Below are 18,840 nucleotides of genomic sequence, written 5' to 3' on the forward strand. Positions count from 1 at the left end.
TGCGCCGCGGCGGGCCTGTAACGCGAGGTTCCCGGTTAAAGGCGGCACCCGCCCCGGCGGTAGGGTTGATGGCATGACCGAACAACTCGCAGTTGCCGTGCTGGGCGCGAACGGGCGCATGGGCGCCGAGGCGGTGCAGGCCGTCGAGGCCGCCGCGGACCTCAAGCTCGTCGCCGCACTCGGCCGGAACGATTCCCTGGACACCCTCGTCGACGCCGGAGCCCGGATCGTGGTGGACCTGACGGTCCCCGAGAGCACCGAGGCGAACGTCCGCTTCGCCGTCGAACACGGCATGCACGCCGTGGTGGGCACCACAGGCTGGGACGCGGAGAGACTTGGCCGGCTCGAGGAGCTCCTCGCCGCCCAGCCCGGCGTGGGAGTCCTGATCGCGCCGAACTTTGCCCTCGGATCGGTCCTTGCCTCCGCGTTCGCGGCCAAGGCCGCGCGCTACTTCGAATCGGTCGAAATCATCGAACTCCACCACCCGGACAAGGTGGACGCCCCGTCCGGCACTGCCGTGCGGACCGCGCAGCTGATCTCCGCCGGGCGCGCCGCTGCCGGCCTTCCCGCCAGCCCCGACGCCACCACGAGCGGGCTCCCCGGGGCACGCGGCTGCGACGTCGACGGCGTCCGGGTCCACAGTGTCCGGCTCCGCGGCCTGGTGGCGCACCAGGAAGTCCTCCTGGGCGGGCCAGGGGAGCAGCTGACCTTCCGGCACGACTCCTTCGACCGCGCCTCGTTTATGCCCGGCGTGCTGCTCGGCGTGCGCAATGTTGCGGCCAACCCGGGCCTCACCGTCGGCCTCGACGGCTACCTGGACCTGGGGCTCTGAGCGCCGTGGCCAACGTCCTGACCGCATTCAAGGCCAACCGCACCAAGATCTGGGTCGGGGCCGTGACCCTCCTGCTGGTCTTCTACCTCGTGGTGGCCTTCCAGCGCGCCGTGCTGCTGATGACGGACCCCAACCCGGTGGCCAAGGCCATCGGCGTGGCGTATCTGCTCCTGCCTGTGATCGGGGCGTGGGCCCTGGTCCGCGAGCTGCTCTTCGGCGCCCGGACCGAACGCCTCGCGAAAATCCTCGAGGCCGAGGGCGGGCTGCCGGAAGACAACCTGCCGCGCACCCCCGCGGGGCGGATCATCCGTGAGGCCGCGGACCGCGAATTCGAAAAGTACCGTGCCGAGACGGAAGCCGCGCCGGACGACTGGCGCTCCTGGTTCCGGCTCAGCTGCGCCTATGACGCCGCGGGCGACCGGAAGCGGGCGCGCGCCTCGATGCGCGACGCCGTCCGGCTGTACCGCACGGGTTCCCGCCAGGCCTGAGCCGGTCCCGGGAAAGGCTTTGCCGGCCGACAGTTACCGGACTCGGGCCGGCTGGTACCGGCCGAGCTGGTTGGCGGCATGCGCCACCCACTCCAGCGGCCCGCGCCACTTCAGGGCCGCGAAGATTCCGCCAAGGGCCAGGATCGCCACCGCCTGCACCCAATAGACGCCATCGACTGTCCACCCGGACGGCAACGGATTGCCGTACAGCGAGGCCATCACGCACAGGTGGGCCGTGTAGAAGCTCAGGGTCATGGCACCGGCACCGCGCAGCGGGAGCAACACGTCCAGAGCCGACCCCTGGACCAGCCGGCCCAGGAGCAGGAAGAGGCCAACGACGGCGGCCGCCACTCCCGAGGTGTGCAGCAGATCCAGCGTGGTGCCCGAATGTGGGGCGCTGGAGGCGAGCCACCAGGCGGAACCGGTCTGGTCCACGCCGGCCAGGTTGACCTGCAGGAGGCTCTCCAGCGGATACGAGGGATTCAGCAGGGAAGCCTGCAGCGCCGCCCGGCCGCCCCAGTCCTCCATCAACACCACGCTGAACCACTTGGCCAGGACCGCCACCGCGGATCCCACCGCCAGCAGCAGGACCGGGACCGCGGCCGAGGTAAGGGACAGCCGCCCGATCGCAAGGCCGATCAGCAGGTACGTAATCCACTGGAAGACCGGATAGTAGCCTGTCAGGAAAATGTCCCCGAGCAGCACGGACGGCGTGGACAGGTCCTCCCACATGGGGTTGTGGCCCAGCTGCAGGGGAGGTTCGGCGGTGAGGAGCCACGGCCGCAGCAGGAACGCCACGGCCGGGCTGACCAGCACCCAGCCGGCAGCCAGGACCAGCAAGTGTTTGACGTCCAGGCCCAGGAACGGCAGCACACAAAGAAACAACACGGCGTAGTGGACGAGGATGATGGCGATGTTCACTTCGAGCCCGCCGAGGGAGAGCCCGACGGCGCCGATCACCAGGGCCCGGAGGGCGACTCCCCGGCGGGCCGCCCACAGCTGGGGACCGGAAAGCGGCTGTTCTTTGCCGGTTGAAAGGGCCAGCCCGACTCCTGCGAGGACGGCAAACAGGGCGGAGGCGCGGCCGGAAAACACCAGCCCCACCCAGGTGGGTGTGAGCTGGGCGTCGGACTCGAAAGTCGGGAAGACATGTGTGGCCATCATCCCCAGGAGCGCCAGTCCGCGGGCGGCGTCGATGCCTGACAGCCGCGCACCCGGGATCTTGCCTCCAGCGGACCGGGAAGTGGAGGCAGTTCCGCGCGACGTCATCTTTCGATCGTCTCACGGGCGGCGACGGTGAACTTCGGCCGGGGGTGGATCGGAGGATGTTCACAGGAGCTGCACAGCTCTTGTATTCGAATATATGTTCGAATAGTATGTCGTCATGAAGAACCGACCAGAACCCGCCCAGCCTTTGGCGGCACAGCCTTTGGGGGCACAGCCTTTGGAGATAGAGCCGTTGGGTGCAGAGCCTTTGGAGATGCAGCCGTTGGGTGCACAGCCATTGGGTGCACGGCCTACTGGCGCACTGCCGCCGGACGCGACGCGAGGTGTGCTGAAGGCGATGAGTCCCGGTGTCGTGGACTTCCTCTTCCGGCAACTAGTCACCGGCGGGCCATCGGAGGATGTCCAGTGGCACAAAGAGGGGACCATCCTGTCGGCGCAGGCGCCCGGCGCCGAACTTGCCCGCCGGCTTGCCGAGACCGAGCTCGCCGCGCTCACACCCAGCGAACTCTTCGACTACGTTCGGGCCGCCCAGCGGCTCGCCGCGTGGGCCGAGGGCCTGCGCGAGGACGCCGTCAGCCGCTACTGCGCCACACCCCCGGGCGGGACTGCCCCGGCCGGGTAGGCGCCGCCTAGGATGGCACTGTGACCACCGCGTTGACGCTTTCCGCCATCCAGTACACAGCCCTCGACGGCGGCGTCGCCGCCAACGTCCCGGAGCACATCCGCCTCATCGAAGACGCGGCCGACCACGGCGCCCGGCTGGTGGTCTTCCCCGAGCTCTCCCTGACCGGCTATGACCTGGACGGGCTGGCGGACCCGGAGCGGTGGGTGACCGCTGCGGACCCGAGACTGGACAGCCTGCGCGAAATCTGCCGGCGGACCGGGATCACCGCGGTTGTCGGCGCCCCATTCCGGGAATCGGACGGCACGCCCCGGCTGGCCTCCCTCGCCCTGCAGCCCGGCGGCGGACTGGACGCCGGCTTCAAGGTCTGGCTCCACGGCCCGGAGCGGCAGTCCTTCACGCCCGGGGACCGCACGGCTGTCCTGGACCTCGACGGCTGGAGGATTGCCCTGGCCATCTGCCTCGACACGGCCCGTCCGGTTCATGCCGGCGAGGCCGCGGAGGCAGGCGCCGACATCTATGCCGTCTCGGCCCTCTATGCCGCAGGCGAGGCCCACCGACTGGCCCTGCACCTCGGCGCGCGCGCCATGGACCACCGGATGTTCAGCGTGCTGGCCAACCTCGGCGGCACCACCGAATTCGGCCCCTCGGCCGGCGGGAGCGGTTTCTGGGGGCCGGACGGGCTCGTCATCCGGCAGGCCGCCGGGACCGGGACCGAGGTGGTGACCGCCACCCTGCAGCACGGCGTCCTGGACCGCTACGACCACGAACGCGAAGCCGGCAGGCGCCAGGTCCCGGCGCCCGGCACGGACAACGGGTGAGGCATCCGGTCCGGATTTGATCTTCATCACGTCGCCGTCATTGTCCGATCACGCCGGGGACAGGGTAACGTTTTTCATATGGCTGACTCTCTCACTCGCTCTTCCACGTTCGGATCCCTCGTAACCGCCATGGTCACGCCTTTCACTTCCGACGGTGAGGTCGATTACCAGCAGAACGCAGAGCTGGCCAACAAGCTGGTCGATGACGGCCACGACGCCCTCGTCATCTCCGGTACCACCGGCGAGACCTCCACGCTGGAGGACGACGAAAAGGAAAAGCTGTTCCGCGTCATCGTGGAAGCCGTGGGAGACCGCGCCAAGGTGATCGCCGGAACCGGAACCAACCACACCTCGCACTCGATCGAGATGGCCAAGCGCGCAGCCAAAGCCGGCGCCCACGGCCAGCTGATTGTCACCCCGTACTACAACAAGCCAAGCCAGGCCGGCATCCAAGCCCACATCGAAGCCGTCGCCGACGCCGCCGACCTTCCCGTGATGGTCTATGACATCCCCGGCCGCGCCTGCGTGCCGATCCTGCCGGAGACCATGATCAGGCTCGCTGACCACCGCAACATCGTTGCGCTCAAGGACGCCAAGGCCGACTTCGCCGCCACCACCCGCGTCCTCGCCAACACGGACCTCGATGTCTATTCAGGCGACGACGGCCTGACCCTGCCGTGGATGGCAGCCGGGGCCGCCGGACTCGTCAGCGTCTCCGCGCACGTCGCGACGCGGCAGTTCCGCGCCATGATCGATGCCGCACTTGCGGGCGACTTCGCCACCGCCCGCACCATACATTTCGAACTGGACCCCGTGGTCCGTGCAGTGATGACCCATATCCAGGGTGCTGTTGCTGCGAAGCAAGTTCTTAAGTGGCAGGGAGTCCTGCCCAACTCGGTTGTCCGATTGCCCCTCGTGGAGCCGGACGAAGCTGAGATCGAAACCATCCGCGAGGACTTGGCGGAAGCCGGTATGGTCTTTTCCTGATCAGGGGCTTCATCCTGATGAGCAAAGACCAGGCCGGTACCCGCCTGGAAAGTAGTGCATTATGACCCAAACTGCCCTTCCCGGCCTTGTCACGCCGCCGAAACTCCTCAAGGACACCCTGCGGATCGTTCCGCTCGGCGGACTCGGGGAGATCGGCCGCAACATGACCGTCTTCGAGATCGACGGCAAGCTGCTCATCGTCGACTGCGGCGTCCTCTTCCCGGAGGAAACCCAGCCCGGTGTCGACCTGATCCTGCCCGACTTCTCCTACATCGAGAACCGCCTCGATGACATCGTCGCCGTCGTCCTGACCCACGGCCACGAGGACCACATCGGCGCCGTCCCGTACCTGCTGCGCTTGCGCGCAGACATTCCCCTGGTGGGTTCCCGGCTGACGCTGGCCCTCATCGAGGCGAAGCTGCAGGAACACCGGATCAAGCCGATCATCCAGACGGTCACCGAGGGCCAGGTCCAGAAGTTCGGCCCGTTCGAATGCGAATTCGTGGCCGTCAACCACTCGATCCCCGACGCCCTCGCCGTGTTCCTCCGCACCTCCGGCGGCACCGTGCTGCACACCGGCGACTTCAAGATGGACCAGCTGCCCCTCGACGGCCGCATCACGGACCTCCGCCACTTCGCCAAGCTCGGCGAAGAAGGCGTGGACCTGTTCATGTCCGACTCCACGAACGCGGACGTGCCGGGCTTCACCACCGCCGAGAAGGAAATCGGACCCGTCCTGGACCGGCTGTTCGGCCAGGCCTCCAAGCGCCTGATCGTCGCGTCCTTCTCCTCGCACATGCACCGCGTCCAGCAGGTGCTCGACGCCGCCGCCAACCACAACCGCAAGGTGGCCTTCGTCGGCCGCTCGATGGTCCGCAACATGACCATCGCGGAGAAGCTCGGCTACCTCGACGTGCCCCCGGGCATCCTGGTCGACATCAAGAACATCGACAACCTGCCGGACAACCGCGTGGTGCTGATGTCCACCGGTTCCCAGGGCGAGCCGATGGCAGCCCTGTCCCGCATGGCCAACGGTGACCACCGCGTCGTCGTCGGCCAGGGCGACACGGTCATCCTCGCCTCCAGCCTGATCCCGGGGAACGAGAACGCCGTCTTCCGCATCATCAACGGCCTGCTCAAGCTCGGCGCCGACGTCATCCACAAGGGCAACGCCAAGGTGCACGTCTCCGGCCACGCCGCCGCTGGCGAGCTGCTGTACTGCTACAACATCCTTGAGCCGCTCAACGCGATGCCGGTGCACGGCGAAACCCGCCACCTGATCGCCAACGGCAAGATCGCCCTGGACTCCGGCGTCCCCGAAGAGAGCATCCTCCTCGCGGACAACGGCACCGTCGTCGACCTCCGCGACCACCAGGCCGACATCGTCGGACAGGTCGAAGTCGGCTTCGTCTATGTCGACGGCTCCAGCGTCGGCGAAGTCACGGAAGCTGACCTCAAGGACCGCCAGACGCTCGGCGATGAGGGCTTCATCTCCATCATCACCGTGATCCACCGCGCCACCGGCAAGGTCGTCTCGGGCCCCGAGATCCACGCCCGCGGCGTGGCCGAGGACGATTCCGTCTTCGACGAGATCATCCCCAAGATCAACGCCGCCCTCGAAGAAGCCGTGCTCAACCGCTCGGACCACACCACGCACCAGCTGCAGCAGGTTGTCCGCCGCGTCGTGGGCACCTGGGTAAACCGCAAGCTCCGCCGCAAGCCGCTGATCATCCCCGTGGTCCTGGAGGCGTAAGCACGCACGAACAGCACCACGACGGCCTTCCCGGCCTGCCGCAGGCTCCCGCTTGCGACGGACCGGGAGGGCCGTTTTTGTGTGTCCGGGCGGCAACATGATCCCTGCGGAAGCCCGGAAATCCGCGGTTTTCAAGCCCGTGTCGGGTACCGTTGCGGGTATGGCGACACGTACTTCCTCCGCGCCAAGAGGAAACTCCAGCGGTAAATCAGGCAGCTCTTCGACCCGGGGCTCCGGCCCGGCTGCGTCCAAAACCAGCAGGACCGGCCGAACGACCGGCGCTGCGCGTACCCGCCAGATGGCCGCCGTCGAACCCAGGCAGCCCTGGCTGGTCCGTATTGTGGCCGGTGCCTGGCTTGGCGTTGCCCACGTGGTCGGGGCGGGAATCCGCCGGATCGGCTATGACGTCAGCGATCTCGCGCCGGAGGACCGCCGCGACGGCGCAGCCCTGTTCAACCTCGCTCTCGGGGTCTTCGTTGCCACCTTCGCCTGGTGGGGTTTCCAGGGCTGGTTCCCCGACACTGTCTACGGGATCGTCAACGGGACCTTCGGCTGGATGGCGCTGCTCCTGCCGCTGATGCTCTTTGTCTGCGCCTTCCGATTGTTCCGCCAGCCCGTTGACGGCCGTGGCAACAACCGGATCGGGATCGGCTTCCTGATCATGACCTTCGCCGGTTCCGGCCTTGCCCACGTGATCGGCGGGGAACCGACCGTCGCGGAAGGATTCGACGGACTGCGCCAGGCCGGGGGCATGCTTGGCTATCTTGCCGCCGCCCCGCTGGCCGCCATCCACTCCGCTGTCCCGCTGGCCGTCTACGGCCTGCTCGCCTTTACCTCCCTGCTGATCGTCACCGCCACGCCGTTCGGCGCGATCCCCTCCCGGCTGCGCGGCGCCTACGAACACCTCATGGGCATCGACCTGCAGGACTACGCCAACGACGGCGACGACCACGACCGCAGCTACCTCTACGAAAACGATGCCCCGGCTCCGGCGAAGAAGAAGCGCCGCCGCCTCTTCGGCAAGGACCCCGAGGACGACGCCGGGCTCGAGGGCTACGTCGGTGACGAGGCATTTGAACGGGCGCTCATTGCCGACGAGGAAGCCGAGGCCGCGAAGTTCGCAGACGGCGCCAAATCAGCCGCCAAGTCCGGCGCCAAGTCCGTCGCACCCGGCGTGCGCCGTCCCACCCAGGCCGAGATCGCCGTCGAAAAGATCAAGGCCGCCCAGGGGCTTGGCGCTGCCGCGGGGGACAACGCTACGGAGGCGATCCCGCTGGTCACCCCGGGGATGGTCGCTGCCGGCTCACTGAACCCGGGCGCCCCCGCCCCCGGCGCAGCCGCCGTCGCAGCCGCCGCGAAAGTCCCCTCCAACCCGGTGGCCCCCGCGCCGCTGCCCACGCCGATCCCGCAGCGCACCGAGCAGCTCTCGCTCGCCGGCGACGTGACGTACACGCTGCCGGCCTCGGACGTCCTGACCCCGGGCTCCATCCCGAAAGAACGCACCGAGGCCAACGACGCGATCGTCGCGTCGCTGACCGAAACCCTCAACCAGTTCAACGTGGAAGCGCAGGTCACCGGCTTCAGCCGCGGCCCCACCGTCACCCGGTACGAGATCGAACTGTCCCCGGGCACCAAGGTGGAACGCGTCACCGCGCTGTCCAAGAACATCTCGTACGCCGTCGCCAGCTCGGACGTGCGCATCCTGAGCCCCATCCCGGGCAAGTCCGCCATCGGCATCGAGATCCCCAACACGGACCGCGAGACGGTGTCCCTGGGAGACGTGCTCCGCAGCCAGAACGCCCGCCGCACCGACCACCCGATGGTCATGGGCGTCGGCAAGGACGTCGAGGGCGGCTACGTCGTCGCCAACCTCGCGAAAATGCCGCACCTCCTCGTCGCCGGAGCCACCGGCGCGGGCAAGTCCTCGTTTGTGAACTCAATGATCACCTCCATCCTGATGCGCGCCACCCCGGACGAGGTCCGCATGGTCATGGTGGATCCCAAGCGCGTGGAACTCACCGCCTACGAGGGCGTCCCGCACCTCATCACTCCGATCATCACCAACCCCAAGAAGGCTGCCGAGGCGCTGCAGTGGGTGGTCCGCGAGATGGACGCCCGCTACGACGACCTCGCCAACTACGGCTTCAAGCACATCGACGACTTCAACAAGGCCGTCCGCGCCGGGAAGGTCCATCCGCCCGAGGGTTCCAAGCGGGTCATCCGGCCGTACCCCTACCTGCTGGTGATCGTGGACGAACTCGCCGACCTTATGATGGTGGCCCCCCGCGACGTCGAAGACTCGATCGTCCGCATCACCCAGCTGGCCCGTGCCGCCGGCATCCACCTCGTGCTCGCCACCCAGCGGCCCTCCGTCGACGTCGTCACCGGCCTGATCAAGGCCAATGTGCCCTCCCGGATGGCATTCGCGACGTCCTCGGTCACCGACTCCCGCGTGGTCCTGGACCAGCCCGGTGCCGAGAAACTGATCGGCCAGGGCGACGCGCTGTTCCTGCCGATGGGCGCCTCCAAGGCCATGCGCGTCCAGGGCGCCTGGGTCACCGAATCCGAAATCCACAAGGTGGTCGAACACGTCAAGGGCCAGCTCAAGGCCGTGTACCGCGACGACGTCGCCCCCGAAGCGCAGAAGAAGCAGATCGACGACGACATCGGGGACGATCTCGAGGTGCTGCTGCAGGCCACCGAGCTGGTGGTCACCACCCAGTTCGGCTCCACGTCCATGCTGCAGCGCAAGCTGCGCGTCGGCTTCGCGAAGGCCGGCCGCCTCATGGACCTGCTCGAGTCCAGGGGAGTGGTGGGCCCCTCGGAAGGCTCGAAGGCCCGCGACGTCCTCGTGAAGCCGGACGACCTCGCGGCGGTCCTCGCCGCGATGAAGGGCATGGACGCGCCCGCTACCGCCGATTCGCAGACCGCGGCGCTGAGCGACAACGCCAACGCGAACATCGCCCAGGGCGGCTACGCGGAGGACCTCGTCGCGGCGGATCTGGACAACCGCACCCAAGCGATCGAGTATCACGACGGCGCAGACGGCGGCTCCGGGGATGACGAGGACGGCTCCGAGGACGCCTGGTCGCTCACCGGACGGTAGCAGGCGAAGACGGTAGCCTAGGAAGGTGAATAGCACAGAAGCAAACAGTGCCGGACCCGCCCCGCGGATCTGGAACCTGCCCAACATCCTGACGATGCTGCGGATTGTGATGGTGCCGTTCTTTGTCTGGTTCCTCCTGCTCGACGCACCCGGGCTGGTCGCCCAGAACGGCATCTGGCGCTGGATTGCCGCGGCGACGTTCGCCGTCGCCATCTACACGGACAAGCTCGACGGCGACATCGCCCGCAGCCGCGGCCTCATCACGGATTTCGGCAAGATCGCCGACCCGATCGCCGACAAGCTGCTGATCGGCTCGGCCCTGGTGATGCTTTCGCTGCTGGGGGAGCTGCCGTGGTGGGTCACCATCCTGATCCTGGTCCGCGAATGGGGCGTCACTGCCCTGCGCTTCTTCGTCATCCGCTACGGCGTGATCCCGGCGTCCCGCGGCGGGAAACTCAAGACAGTCATCCAGACGGTGGCCATCTTCCTGTACATCCTCCCGCTGTCCTCGATCGCGCCGTGGCTCGGGTTCGTGGCCTTCGCCGTCATGATGGTGGCCCTCGCGATCACCGTCTGGACCGGCGTTGAATATGTCATCGAGGCCCTCAAACTGCGCGCCACCGGCATCCGGGCACAGCAACAGAAGATCCAGGAGGGCAAGCCATGACCAATCCCCACCGCACGATCAACCTGCATCACCTGGCCGAAGAGGCAGTCACCGGCGCGGTCGGCCGCGGCCTGACCGTCGCGACGGCAGAATCCCTGACCGCCGGCATGGTCACCGCGGTCCTGGCCGACACGCCCGGTGCGTCCGGGATGCTCCAGGGCGGCGTCGTGTCCTACCAGAACTCCGTCAAGGCCGACGTGCTGGGAGTGCCCCGGGACCTGCTGGACAGCGTCGGAGCCGTCGACGGGAAGGTCGCCGAGGCCATGGCCGAGGGGGCCCGCCGGATCTGCGGCGCCGACATCGGCGTCTCCACCACCGGCGTCGCCGGCCCCGAGCCACACGGCGGCAAGGACGTGGGCTCGGTGTACATCGGCGTCGCCACGGCCGGGGGCGCGACGTCGTTCGGTTACAGCTTCGAGGGAAACCGGCCGGAAATCCGCGGCCAGGCCTGCGCCGCGGCCCTGGAACGCCTGCTGGAAGCCTTGGCGGCCCAAGGCTACCGGGCGTAAAGTTGCCGGGAACAAAACTTGAATCCTAATAGTTGTTACATTGTGTCGCTTCCGAATAAGGGAGGCGCCTAGGATGAAAGCATCATCAGTGTCCGCTTTGACCGGCGGGCTCAACATAAAGAGGGAGCAAGGCGATACAGATGGTAAAGCAGCCCGTATCCGTTAACGGCGTTGTCCGCTGGAAGGATGTGGGCCTCGCCGATCAGGCTAAGAGCGAACAGAAGGAGCGCAAGATGGTTGTACTTCGTCACGAAATCGGTGATGTTCTGCGCGATGTCCGCCAACGCCAAGGCCGTACCCTCCGCGAAGTCTCGCACAGTGCCCGCGTTTCCCTGGGCTACCTGAGTGAAGTGGAACGCGGCCAGAAGGAAGCCTCCTCGGAGCTGCTCTCCTCGATCTGCTCGGCCCTCGATGTTCCGCTCTCCAGCATGCTCCGCGAAGTCAGCGACCGTGTCGCCGTCGCCGAGGGTGTTGCCGTTCCGGACACCGTCCCGCAGGAGTTTGCACAGCGCTACGGCCGTGACCTGGACCGTGAACTCAACACGGACCTCAACGAAGAGTTGGCCAAGGGCCTTCTTTCCGGGGCGCGCTAGCCCCGGCACCCACTACTCGACAAGAAACCCCGGCCGTGTGCCGGGGTTTCTTGCGTTTCTGGCCGGTGCGGGGTTCGCCGTTACTGCGGTTCGTCCCGGGGGAAACCGTCACGCTCATAGGTGGCGTTGAGCTTGGCGATGTAGCGGGCGAGGGTCTGCAGTTCCTCCGTCGGCCACTCACCCAGCCGCTCGCGGAACACTTCCCGCCGGGCGTCCTGCACCTCATGCATCTTCTCCTCGCCCATCGGTGTCAGGCGGATCATCTGGGCACGGCCGTCCAGGGGGTCGGCTTCCTTGGCCACCAGTCCGAGGCGTTCCAGGAAGGCGATCTGCCGGCTCACCGAGGGCTTCCCGACGCCGATGCTGGACGCCAGTTCAGTCAACCGGATGGCACCCTGGCGGCGGATCACGGACAGCAGGCCGTAAGCCGCGGGTTCCATGTCCGGGTGGACCTGGCGGGAGAGGTGATGGGAGATGGAGCGGGCGCGGCGCCAGAGCATGCTCAACTGGTGCTCGACGGCGGTCAGCGCCGCTTCGGTGGAATCGTCAGCGCCGCCGGGGATCCCAGGGCCTGCGGCGGGGTTGCTCATGGCACCCATTCTAGAGTCCTCCCGCGGCGTGAGAGACTCGAAGGGTGCGAATCAGTGACTTTTGGCGGCTTATGGACGACGAATTCGGGGCGGGGTACTCACGCGTCCTCGGCAACTCGCTGGTCCTGGCGGGAGTCGGCGGCCGGACCGCGGACCAGGCCCTCGGCGCCGGCGTCCCGCCCCGGCAGGTCTGGCTGGCAGTGTGCGAGGTCCAGGACGTCCCGCCCGAGCGGCGGCTGGGCCGCGACGTCAAACCGCGCTGACCGCCCGGCTTCGGCAGGCAGCTTCGGCGGGCGGCGTTCCAGCGCCGTGCCGGCAGCCCACGCCTGACACGCCGCACCGATTGTTCGAATATCTGTTCGGGTAGGACTATGCTTTTTTTAGAGCTTTTCCACATACGCGGGGCAGGCGGGCAACTCTGTCGGTGGGTGCCGGTAGCTTCAGTAATGACCGAAACACTGATCACGAACACTGATTACGAACACTGATCAACGAACACTGATCACAAACACGACACAGGGCCGGAACGGCCACTCCACAGCGAGAAAGTATTAGAGGTGTGAACCATGGCCGCAGCCCCGGATCGCCAGAAAGCGCTTGATGCAGCGCTGGCCCAGATTGACAAGCAGTTCGGCAAAGGTTCGGTCATGCGCCTTGGCGACGAAGTCCGCGCTCCCATCGAGGTCATTCCGACGGGTTCCATCGCACTGGATGTCGCGCTGGGAATTGGCGGCCTGCCGCGCGGCCGTGTCGTGGAAATCTACGGTCCGGAATCCTCCGGTAAGACCACGGTGGCGCTCCACGCGGTCGCCAACGCCCAGCGCCTCGGCGGCATCGCAGCCTTCATCGACGCCGAGCACGCCCTCGACCCGGAATATGCCGCCAAGCTTGGCGTCGACACCGATGCGCTCCTGGTTTCCCAGCCGGACACCGGCGAGCAGGCCCTGGAAATCATGGACATGCTCATTGGCTCGGGCTCCCTCGACGTCATCGTCATCGACTCCGTTGCAGCCCTCGTTCCCCGCGCGGAAATCGAAGGCGACATGGGCGACAGCCACGTGGGCCTGCAGGCCCGCCTGATGAGCCAGGCCCTCCGTAAGATCACCGGCCGCCTCAGCCAGACCAAGACGACTGCCATCTTCATCAACCAGTTGCGCGAAAAGATCGGTGTTTTCTTCGGTTCCCCGGAAACCACCACCGGTGGCAAGGCACTGAAGTTCTACGCCTCGATCCGCATCGACGTCCGCCGGATCCAGACCCTCAAGGAGGGCGCGGACTCGGTCGGCAACCGCACCAAGGCCAAGATCGTCAAGAACAAGATGGCCCCGCCCTTCAAGATCGCCGAGTTCGACATCATTTACGGCCAGGGCATTTCGCGTGAAGGCGGCATCATCGACATGGGTGTCGAGCACGGCCTGATCAAGAAGTCCGGTTCCTGGTTCACGTACGACGGTGACCAGCTGGGCCAGGGCATGGAGAACTCCCGCCGCTTCCTGCGCGACAACCCTGAGCTGGCTGCCGAGCTGGAGCGGCTCATCAAGGAAAAGCTGGGCGTCGGCGTGAAGGCCCCCGCCGAGACCGAAGCTTCACCGAAGCTGAAGGCCGTTGACGGCTTCTAACGGCCGGCGGCGCAAAGGGGCAGGATTCGCATCACGGAATCCTGCCCCCGGCTTTGCCGGCCGGGACCGGCCCGGGGACGGACCCCCGGGCGCGGATGCTCCTGAAGAACAGGACCGTGACGCGGATCCGGCAGCCGTCGCCCGTGCCATTGTCCTGCGGCAGTTGACAAACTCGCCCAAAAGCCGGCTGCAGCTCGCCCGCAAGCTGGCCGAGCGCAACGTCCCGGACGACGTCGCAGAGGCCGTCTTGGATCGCTTCGAAGAAGTGAAGCTCGTGGACGACGCGGACTTTGCCGACATGTGGGTTCGGTCCCGGGCCCAGAGCCGCAAACTCGCCAAGGGTGCGCTCCGCCGGGAACTCGCCGAGAAGGGCATCGACGAGGACACCGCGGCCGGTGCCCTGGAACAGCTCAGCGACGAGGACGAGGAATCGGCGGCCCGCGAACTGGTCCAGCGCAAGCTGCGGGGCGTCACTGCGTTTGAGGACCGCGCGGAGCGGGACAAGACCACGCGGCGGCTGGCGTCCATGCTTGCCCGCAAGGGGTACCAGCCCTCGCAGGCGTTCCGGATTGTCGGCGAGGTCCTCGATGACGCCGTGTCAGGTGCCGGCGCAGGGTCCGAACCGGACTTCTAGGGAAGCCCGGAAGCCTGCCGACCCGTTACCCTTAACAGGTGAGTTTGACCATTCCCTCCCCAGCAGCCGGCACCACTCCTTCCACGGACGCCTCGTCAACACCAGGCACCGAGTCAGTGCCCGGCGCGGCGCAGCCCCGTACCTACCAGGTGCGTACCTTCGGCTGCCAGATGAACGTGCACGACTCTGAGCGTATGTCCGGGATGCTGGAGGCTGCCGGCTACGTCCCCGCCGCCGGTGAACTGGCGGACGTCGTGGTCTTCAACACCTGCGCGGTACGCGAAAACGCCGACAACAAGCTCTACGGCAACCTGGGTATCCTGGCGCCGGTCAAGGCCGCCAACCCCGGAATGCAGATAGCCGTCGGAGGCTGCCTCGCGCAGAAGGACCGGGAAACCATCCTGAAGAAGGCACCCTGGGTGGACGCCGTCTTCGGCACCCACAACGTCGGCGCCCTGCCGGCCCTGCTGGAACGCGCCCGGCATAACAACGAAGCGCAGCTGGAAATCCTCGAGTCCCTCGACGTGTTTCCCTCCACGCTGCCCACAAAGCGGGATTCGGTCTATTCCGGCTGGGTGTCGATCTCCGTCGGCTGCAACAACACCTGCACGTTCTGCATCGTCCCTGCCCTGCGCGGCAAGGAAAAGGACCGGCGCCCCGGCGACATCCTGGCCGAGATCCAGGCACTCGTGGACGACGGCGCGATCGAAGTAACGCTACTGGGGCAGAACGTGAACTCCTACGGCGTCGAGTTCGGCGACCGGCAGGCATTCTCGAAGCTCCTGCGCGCCTGCGGAGACATCCCCGGCCTCGAACGCGTCCGGTTCACGAGCCCGCACCCTGCGGCCTTCACCGACGACGTCATCGACGCCATGGCGGAGACCCCAAACGTTATGCCGCAGCTGCACATGCCGCTGCAGTCCGGCTCGGACAAGGTTCTCAAGGACATGAAGCGGTCTTACCGCTCGACCAAGTTCCTCGGCATCCTGGACAAGGTCCGCGAGAAGATCCCGCACGCCGCCATTTCCACGGACATCATTGTCGGCTTCCCCGGCGAGACCGAGGAAGATTTCCAGGCCACGCTCGACGTCGTGGAGAAGTCCCGCTTCGCCACGGCCTTCACCTTCCAGTACTCCAAGCGGCCGGGCACACCCGCCGCGGAGCTCCCGGACCAGCTGCCCAAGGCCGTCGTGCAGGAGCGCTTCGAACGCCTCACGGCCCTGCAGGACCGGATCGCCGCCGAGGAGAATGCCCGCCAGCTTGGCCGGCGCGTGGAGGTCATGGTCACGGCGCAGTCCGGGCGCAAATCCGAGGAAACCCACCGGCTCTCGGGGCGGTCCCAGGACCAGCGCCTGGTGCACTTCTCCGTGCCGGCCGGCGCCGAGACGCCCCGCCCGGGTGACCTCGTCACCGTGACCATCACCGAAGCCGCGTCGTTCCACCTCGTCGCCGACCCGGCGACAGCGGACGACTACACCCTCCGCCGTTCCCGTGCGGGCGACGCCTGGGACAGGTCCCAAGCGGACTCCTGCGGCGCACCCGCACCGGGATCCGCTTCCGGCACCGCCGGGGTGTCCCTGGGCATGCCCACGCTTCCCGTCCGCGGCCGCTAGTCTGTGACTGCTCAGCAGGGCCCCACTGCCGGCGAGGCGCAGGCAGCAACACCTGACGGCGCAACACCTGACAGTCCTGTCCAAGACGGTGCTATACGGGCTGCGCCGGTCGTCGCCGTCGTCGGGCCGACCGGCTCAGGCAAATCCGATCTCGCCGTGTCGCTGGCACTGGAGCTCGGCGGCGAAGTCATCAACGCCGATTCGATGCAGTTCTACCGCGGCATGGACATCGGCACCGCCAAGATCACCGCGGCCGAACGCAGGGGAGTGCCGCACCATCTCCTGGACATCCTGGATGTGACCGAAGAAGCCAGCGTCTCGGACTTCCAGCAGCAGGCGCGTGAGCTCATTGCCGGCATCCACGCCCGCGGCAAACGCGCCATCCTGGCCGGCGGCTCCGGGCTGTATGTCCGTGCCGCCCTGGACGTGCTGGAATTCCCGGGCACGGACCCGGCCATCCGGCGCCGGCTCGAAGCGGAACTGGAAACCGCCGGACCGGCGCCGCTGCGGGCGCGGCTGGAGGCTGTGGATCCGGTCTCGGCCGGCCGGCTCGGGGACGCACGCCGGATCATCCGCGCGCTTGAGGTGTTCGAACTTACCGGGCGGCCCTTCAGCTCCTTTATGCCCACCCGCGAGTACTTCCAGCCCGCCGTCCAAATCGGGCTCGAGGTGGACCGGGAACAGCTCCGGGAACGGCTCGCCCGCAGGGTCCATGCCATGGTGGACAGCGGGCTCCTGGACGAAGTTCGGAAGCTCGACGCCGCCGGGCTCAGGCTCGGCCGGACCGCGCCCCGGGCCCTCGGCTACGCGCAGTTCCTCAAGGTCCTCGACGGCGAATCTGACCCGGCGCAGGCCGCGGAGGAAACCATCGTCGCGACCCGGCAGTTCGCCCGCCGCCAGCTCACCTGGTTCCGCGCCGATCCCCGCATCCACTGGCTCGACTGGCAGGACCCGGAACTCGTGGCCAAGGCCGCCGCTCTGTGCATCCCCGGCTGAAGTTTCGTCCCAGCGGGTGGATTGGCTGGGCGGATACCCAGCGTGGATACCCAGGGTGGGTTGTCGGGGGATACCCGGGGTGGATGACCGGCGGCCCGGACCGGAACGGTAACCTTGGAGCATGGACGAACCCTTGGCCACGGCCGCCGACCGCAATTCCACCGCCGACCCGGCAGCCCTGAGCGGACTCACGTTTTCAAAGGGCCACGGGACTGGCAACGACTTTGTGCTCCTGGCCGATCCCAACGGCACGCTGGCGGTCACGCCGGAGCAGGTGGCGGCACTCTGCGACCGGCACCGCGGAATCGGCGGCGACGGACTGATCCGCGCCGTCCCGTCCCGGCTGCTCGCCGAGGGCCAGGAGCTGCTGACGCAGCACCCGGACGCCGAATGGTTCATGGACTACCGCAACGGCGACGGCTCACTCTCCGAGATGTGCGGCAACGGCGTCCGCGTCTTTGTGCACTTCCTGATTGCCGAAGGCCTCGTGGAACTGCCCGCCGGCGAATCACTGACCATCGGAACCCGGGGCGGCGCCAAGACAATCGTCCGCACCGCAGCCGGCTACGCCGTCGACATGGGCCCGTGGGAATTTATCTTCCCGGGCGAGGCCACCGCCCGGGCCATGGATTCGCTGGTCAGCGCGGCGGGGCTGGAGGTCGCACGGCCGGCCTTGTCCATCAGTATGGGCAACCCGCATACCGTCGTGGCGCTGGCCGAACTGGCCGAGCTGCAGGCCACCCAGCTGTTCACGGCACCACACGTGGACCCGGCTCCGCCGCACGGCACCAATGTTGAGTTCGTTGTGCCGTCCGAGCCGATGGTCCATGAAGGCGTAGGGACCATCACCATGCGCGTGCATGAGCGCGGAGTCGGAGAAACGCAGTCCTGCGGCACGGGTGCCTGCGCAGCCGCCGTCGCGATCCGCCACTGGGCCGGCCAGGGTGCCCCGGATGTGTGGAACGTCCATGTCCCGGGCGGCGTCGTCGGCGTGAAGTTCTTCCTCGGCGCCGGCGGCCACGAGCACGTCGAGCTCAGCGGCCCCGCGGTGATCGTGGCTAGTGGGACGCTTTCCTGACCCGCAGGATGCGGAACGACTTCGACGTGCTCTCCCGCGTCACCGTGAAGGTGCTGTCCAGTTCCCCTGCGAGCCAGCGCTGCAGCGAATCCGACCCCAGGTTCTTCTGCACCACGAGCCACGCGGAGCCGCCCGGCGCCAGCCGTGGAAGCCACAGGAGCAGCAGGGCGTGCAGCTCGTCCTTGCCGATCCGGATGGGCGGGTTGGACCAGATGGTGTCGAAACGAAGCTCGGGGTCGACGGCGTCGGGCGTGCTGGCAGTGACATTGCCCAAACCCAGCAACGCGGCGTTTTCGTTGGTCAGGGTCACGCACCGCTCGTTGACATCCACCGCGTAGACCCGCGAGTGCGGCGCCCGCAGGGCCATGGTCAGCGCGATCGGACCCCAGCCGCAGCCGATGTCCAGCAGCGTCCCCTGCGGCGCCGGGGCAGGAGCCTCGGCCAGCAGCACGGCCGTGCCCTTGTCGATGCCGTCCGGGCTGAAGATGCCAGAGGAGGTCTGCAGCTGCCGCGGCGCGCCCGCAAGCTCCACCGTCAGTGGCTTGCGGGTGAACGGCCCGGCGGGCTGGGCGCTGAAATAGTGTGCAGACTCCATAACTGGCCAGATTAGTGGGCCTCCGGCCCGTATGGGAAACCGTGGAGACCGGCCGGAGCCAGCATGGCCGTCTGCTAGGCTTAACGACATGTTCTTGAACTTCAAGTAGC

The 18,840-nt window shown here is 67.5% G+C and carries 19 protein-coding genes; 16 read left to right on the forward strand and 3 right to left on the reverse strand.

Going from position 1 to position 18,840, the window contains the following annotated elements; translation table 11 throughout:
* The first annotated feature begins 73 nt into the window (after positions 1 to 73).
* Together dapB and LDO13_RS06120 are read left to right on the forward strand one after the other, a co-directional pair.
* On the forward strand, positions 74 to 832 hold the full coding sequence (dapB, locus tag LDO13_RS06115; RefSeq protein WP_224049138.1) for a 4-hydroxy-tetrahydrodipicolinate reductase: 759 nt from the start codon (positions 74 to 76) through the stop codon (positions 830 to 832).
* 5 nt (positions 833 to 837) lie between these two features.
* The gene (locus tag LDO13_RS06120; RefSeq protein WP_224049139.1) at positions 838 to 1,320 is read left to right on the forward strand and encodes a hypothetical protein; all 483 of its coding nucleotides are present in this window, start codon (positions 838 to 840) and stop codon (positions 1,318 to 1,320) included.
* A 33-nt stretch (positions 1,321 to 1,353) separates the two neighbouring features.
* On the opposite strand, the gene LDO13_RS06125 is transcribed toward LDO13_RS06120, so the two are convergent.
* Positions 1,354 to 2,589 carry a heparan-alpha-glucosaminide N-acetyltransferase domain-containing protein gene (locus LDO13_RS06125; protein WP_224049140.1) on the reverse strand — a complete coding sequence of 412 codons (1,236 nt, stop codon included), beginning with the start codon at positions 2,587 to 2,589 and terminating at the stop codon, positions 1,354 to 1,356.
* A gap of 295 nt (positions 2,590 to 2,884) precedes the next feature.
* On the opposite strand from LDO13_RS06125, the gene LDO13_RS06130 reads away from it, so the two are divergent.
* From LDO13_RS06130 to LDO13_RS06165, 8 genes are all read left to right on the forward strand, one after another.
* A complete protein-coding gene (locus LDO13_RS06130) occupies positions 2,885 to 3,169 on the forward strand; it encodes a hypothetical protein (protein WP_224049141.1) in 285 nt (94 codons plus the stop codon).
* A gap of 20 nt (positions 3,170 to 3,189) precedes the next feature.
* The gene (locus LDO13_RS06135; RefSeq protein WP_224049142.1) at positions 3,190 to 3,990 is read left to right on the forward strand and encodes a carbon-nitrogen hydrolase family protein; all 801 of its coding nucleotides are present in this window, start codon (positions 3,190 to 3,192) and stop codon (positions 3,988 to 3,990) included.
* Between the two features lie 78 nt (positions 3,991 to 4,068).
* Positions 4,069 to 4,977, forward strand: a complete 909-nt coding sequence (dapA, locus tag LDO13_RS06140) for a 4-hydroxy-tetrahydrodipicolinate synthase (protein ID WP_224049143.1) — start codon at positions 4,069 to 4,071, stop codon at positions 4,975 to 4,977.
* Between the two features lie 61 nt (positions 4,978 to 5,038).
* Positions 5,039 to 6,730, forward strand: a complete 1,692-nt coding sequence (locus LDO13_RS06145) for a ribonuclease J (protein WP_224049144.1) — start codon at positions 5,039 to 5,041, stop codon at positions 6,728 to 6,730.
* 160 nt (positions 6,731 to 6,890) lie between these two features.
* Positions 6,891 to 9,836, forward strand: coding sequence for a DNA translocase FtsK (locus tag LDO13_RS06150; RefSeq protein ID WP_224049145.1), 2,946 nt, complete (start codon positions 6,891 to 6,893; stop codon positions 9,834 to 9,836).
* 25 nt (positions 9,837 to 9,861) lie between these two features.
* A complete protein-coding gene (gene pgsA / locus LDO13_RS06155) occupies positions 9,862 to 10,503 on the forward strand; it encodes a CDP-diacylglycerol--glycerol-3-phosphate 3-phosphatidyltransferase (RefSeq protein ID WP_224049146.1) in 642 nt (213 codons plus the stop codon).
* Positions 10,500 to 11,012: a CinA family protein gene (locus LDO13_RS06160; RefSeq protein ID WP_224049147.1), complete on the forward strand. Its 513-nt coding sequence runs from the start codon at positions 10,500 to 10,502 to the stop codon at positions 11,010 to 11,012. The genes pgsA and LDO13_RS06160 overlap by 4 nt, the downstream gene beginning before the upstream one ends.
* Positions 11,013 to 11,152: 140 nt before the next feature.
* Positions 11,153 to 11,605 carry a helix-turn-helix transcriptional regulator gene (locus LDO13_RS06165; protein WP_056432397.1) on the forward strand — a complete coding sequence of 151 codons (453 nt, stop codon included), beginning with the start codon at positions 11,153 to 11,155 and terminating at the stop codon, positions 11,603 to 11,605.
* A gap of 80 nt (positions 11,606 to 11,685) precedes the next feature.
* On the opposite strand, the gene LDO13_RS06170 is transcribed toward LDO13_RS06165, so the two are convergent.
* Positions 11,686 to 12,195: a MarR family transcriptional regulator gene (locus LDO13_RS06170; protein ID WP_224049148.1), complete on the reverse strand. Its 510-nt coding sequence runs from the start codon at positions 12,193 to 12,195 to the stop codon at positions 11,686 to 11,688.
* Between the two features lie 44 nt (positions 12,196 to 12,239).
* On the opposite strand from LDO13_RS06170, the gene LDO13_RS06175 reads away from it, so the two are divergent.
* The 6 genes from LDO13_RS06175 to dapF all read left to right on the forward strand — a co-directional run bounded on the left by LDO13_RS06175 (position 12,240) and on the right by dapF (position 18,135).
* A complete protein-coding gene (locus tag LDO13_RS06175) occupies positions 12,240 to 12,458 on the forward strand; it encodes a DUF3046 domain-containing protein (RefSeq protein WP_224049149.1) in 219 nt (72 codons plus the stop codon).
* A 303-nt stretch (positions 12,459 to 12,761) separates the two neighbouring features.
* Positions 12,762 to 13,814 (forward strand): recombinase RecA, encoded by a 1,053-nt coding sequence (recA, locus tag LDO13_RS06180; protein ID WP_224049150.1) that lies wholly within the window; start codon positions 12,762 to 12,764, stop codon positions 13,812 to 13,814.
* A gap of 154 nt (positions 13,815 to 13,968) precedes the next feature.
* On the forward strand, positions 13,969 to 14,448 hold the full coding sequence (locus LDO13_RS06185; RefSeq protein WP_224049691.1) for a regulatory protein RecX: 480 nt from the start codon (positions 13,969 to 13,971) through the stop codon (positions 14,446 to 14,448).
* Between the two features lie 38 nt (positions 14,449 to 14,486).
* Positions 14,487 to 16,061: a tRNA (N6-isopentenyl adenosine(37)-C2)-methylthiotransferase MiaB gene (gene miaB / locus LDO13_RS06190; protein WP_224049151.1), complete on the forward strand. Its 1,575-nt coding sequence runs from the start codon at positions 14,487 to 14,489 to the stop codon at positions 16,059 to 16,061.
* A gap of 93 nt (positions 16,062 to 16,154) precedes the next feature.
* Positions 16,155 to 17,057 carry a tRNA (adenosine(37)-N6)-dimethylallyltransferase MiaA gene (gene miaA, locus LDO13_RS06195; protein WP_224049692.1) on the forward strand — a complete coding sequence of 301 codons (903 nt, stop codon included), beginning with the start codon at positions 16,155 to 16,157 and terminating at the stop codon, positions 17,055 to 17,057.
* 121 nt (positions 17,058 to 17,178) lie between these two features.
* Positions 17,179 to 18,135: a diaminopimelate epimerase gene (gene dapF / locus LDO13_RS06200; RefSeq protein ID WP_224049152.1), complete on the forward strand. Its 957-nt coding sequence runs from the start codon at positions 17,179 to 17,181 to the stop codon at positions 18,133 to 18,135.
* Here dapF and LDO13_RS06205 read toward each other — a convergent pair.
* The gene (locus tag LDO13_RS06205; protein WP_224049153.1) at positions 18,116 to 18,730 is read right to left on the reverse strand and encodes a methyltransferase; all 615 of its coding nucleotides are present in this window, start codon (positions 18,728 to 18,730) and stop codon (positions 18,116 to 18,118) included. The genes dapF and LDO13_RS06205 overlap by 20 nt on opposite strands.
* Positions 18,731 to 18,840: the final 110 nt, after the last annotated feature.

Origin of the sequence: Arthrobacter sp. NicSoilB4 (assembly GCF_019977335.1) — a bacterium.
Classification (GTDB): Bacteria; Actinomycetota; Actinomycetes; order Actinomycetales; family Micrococcaceae; genus Arthrobacter.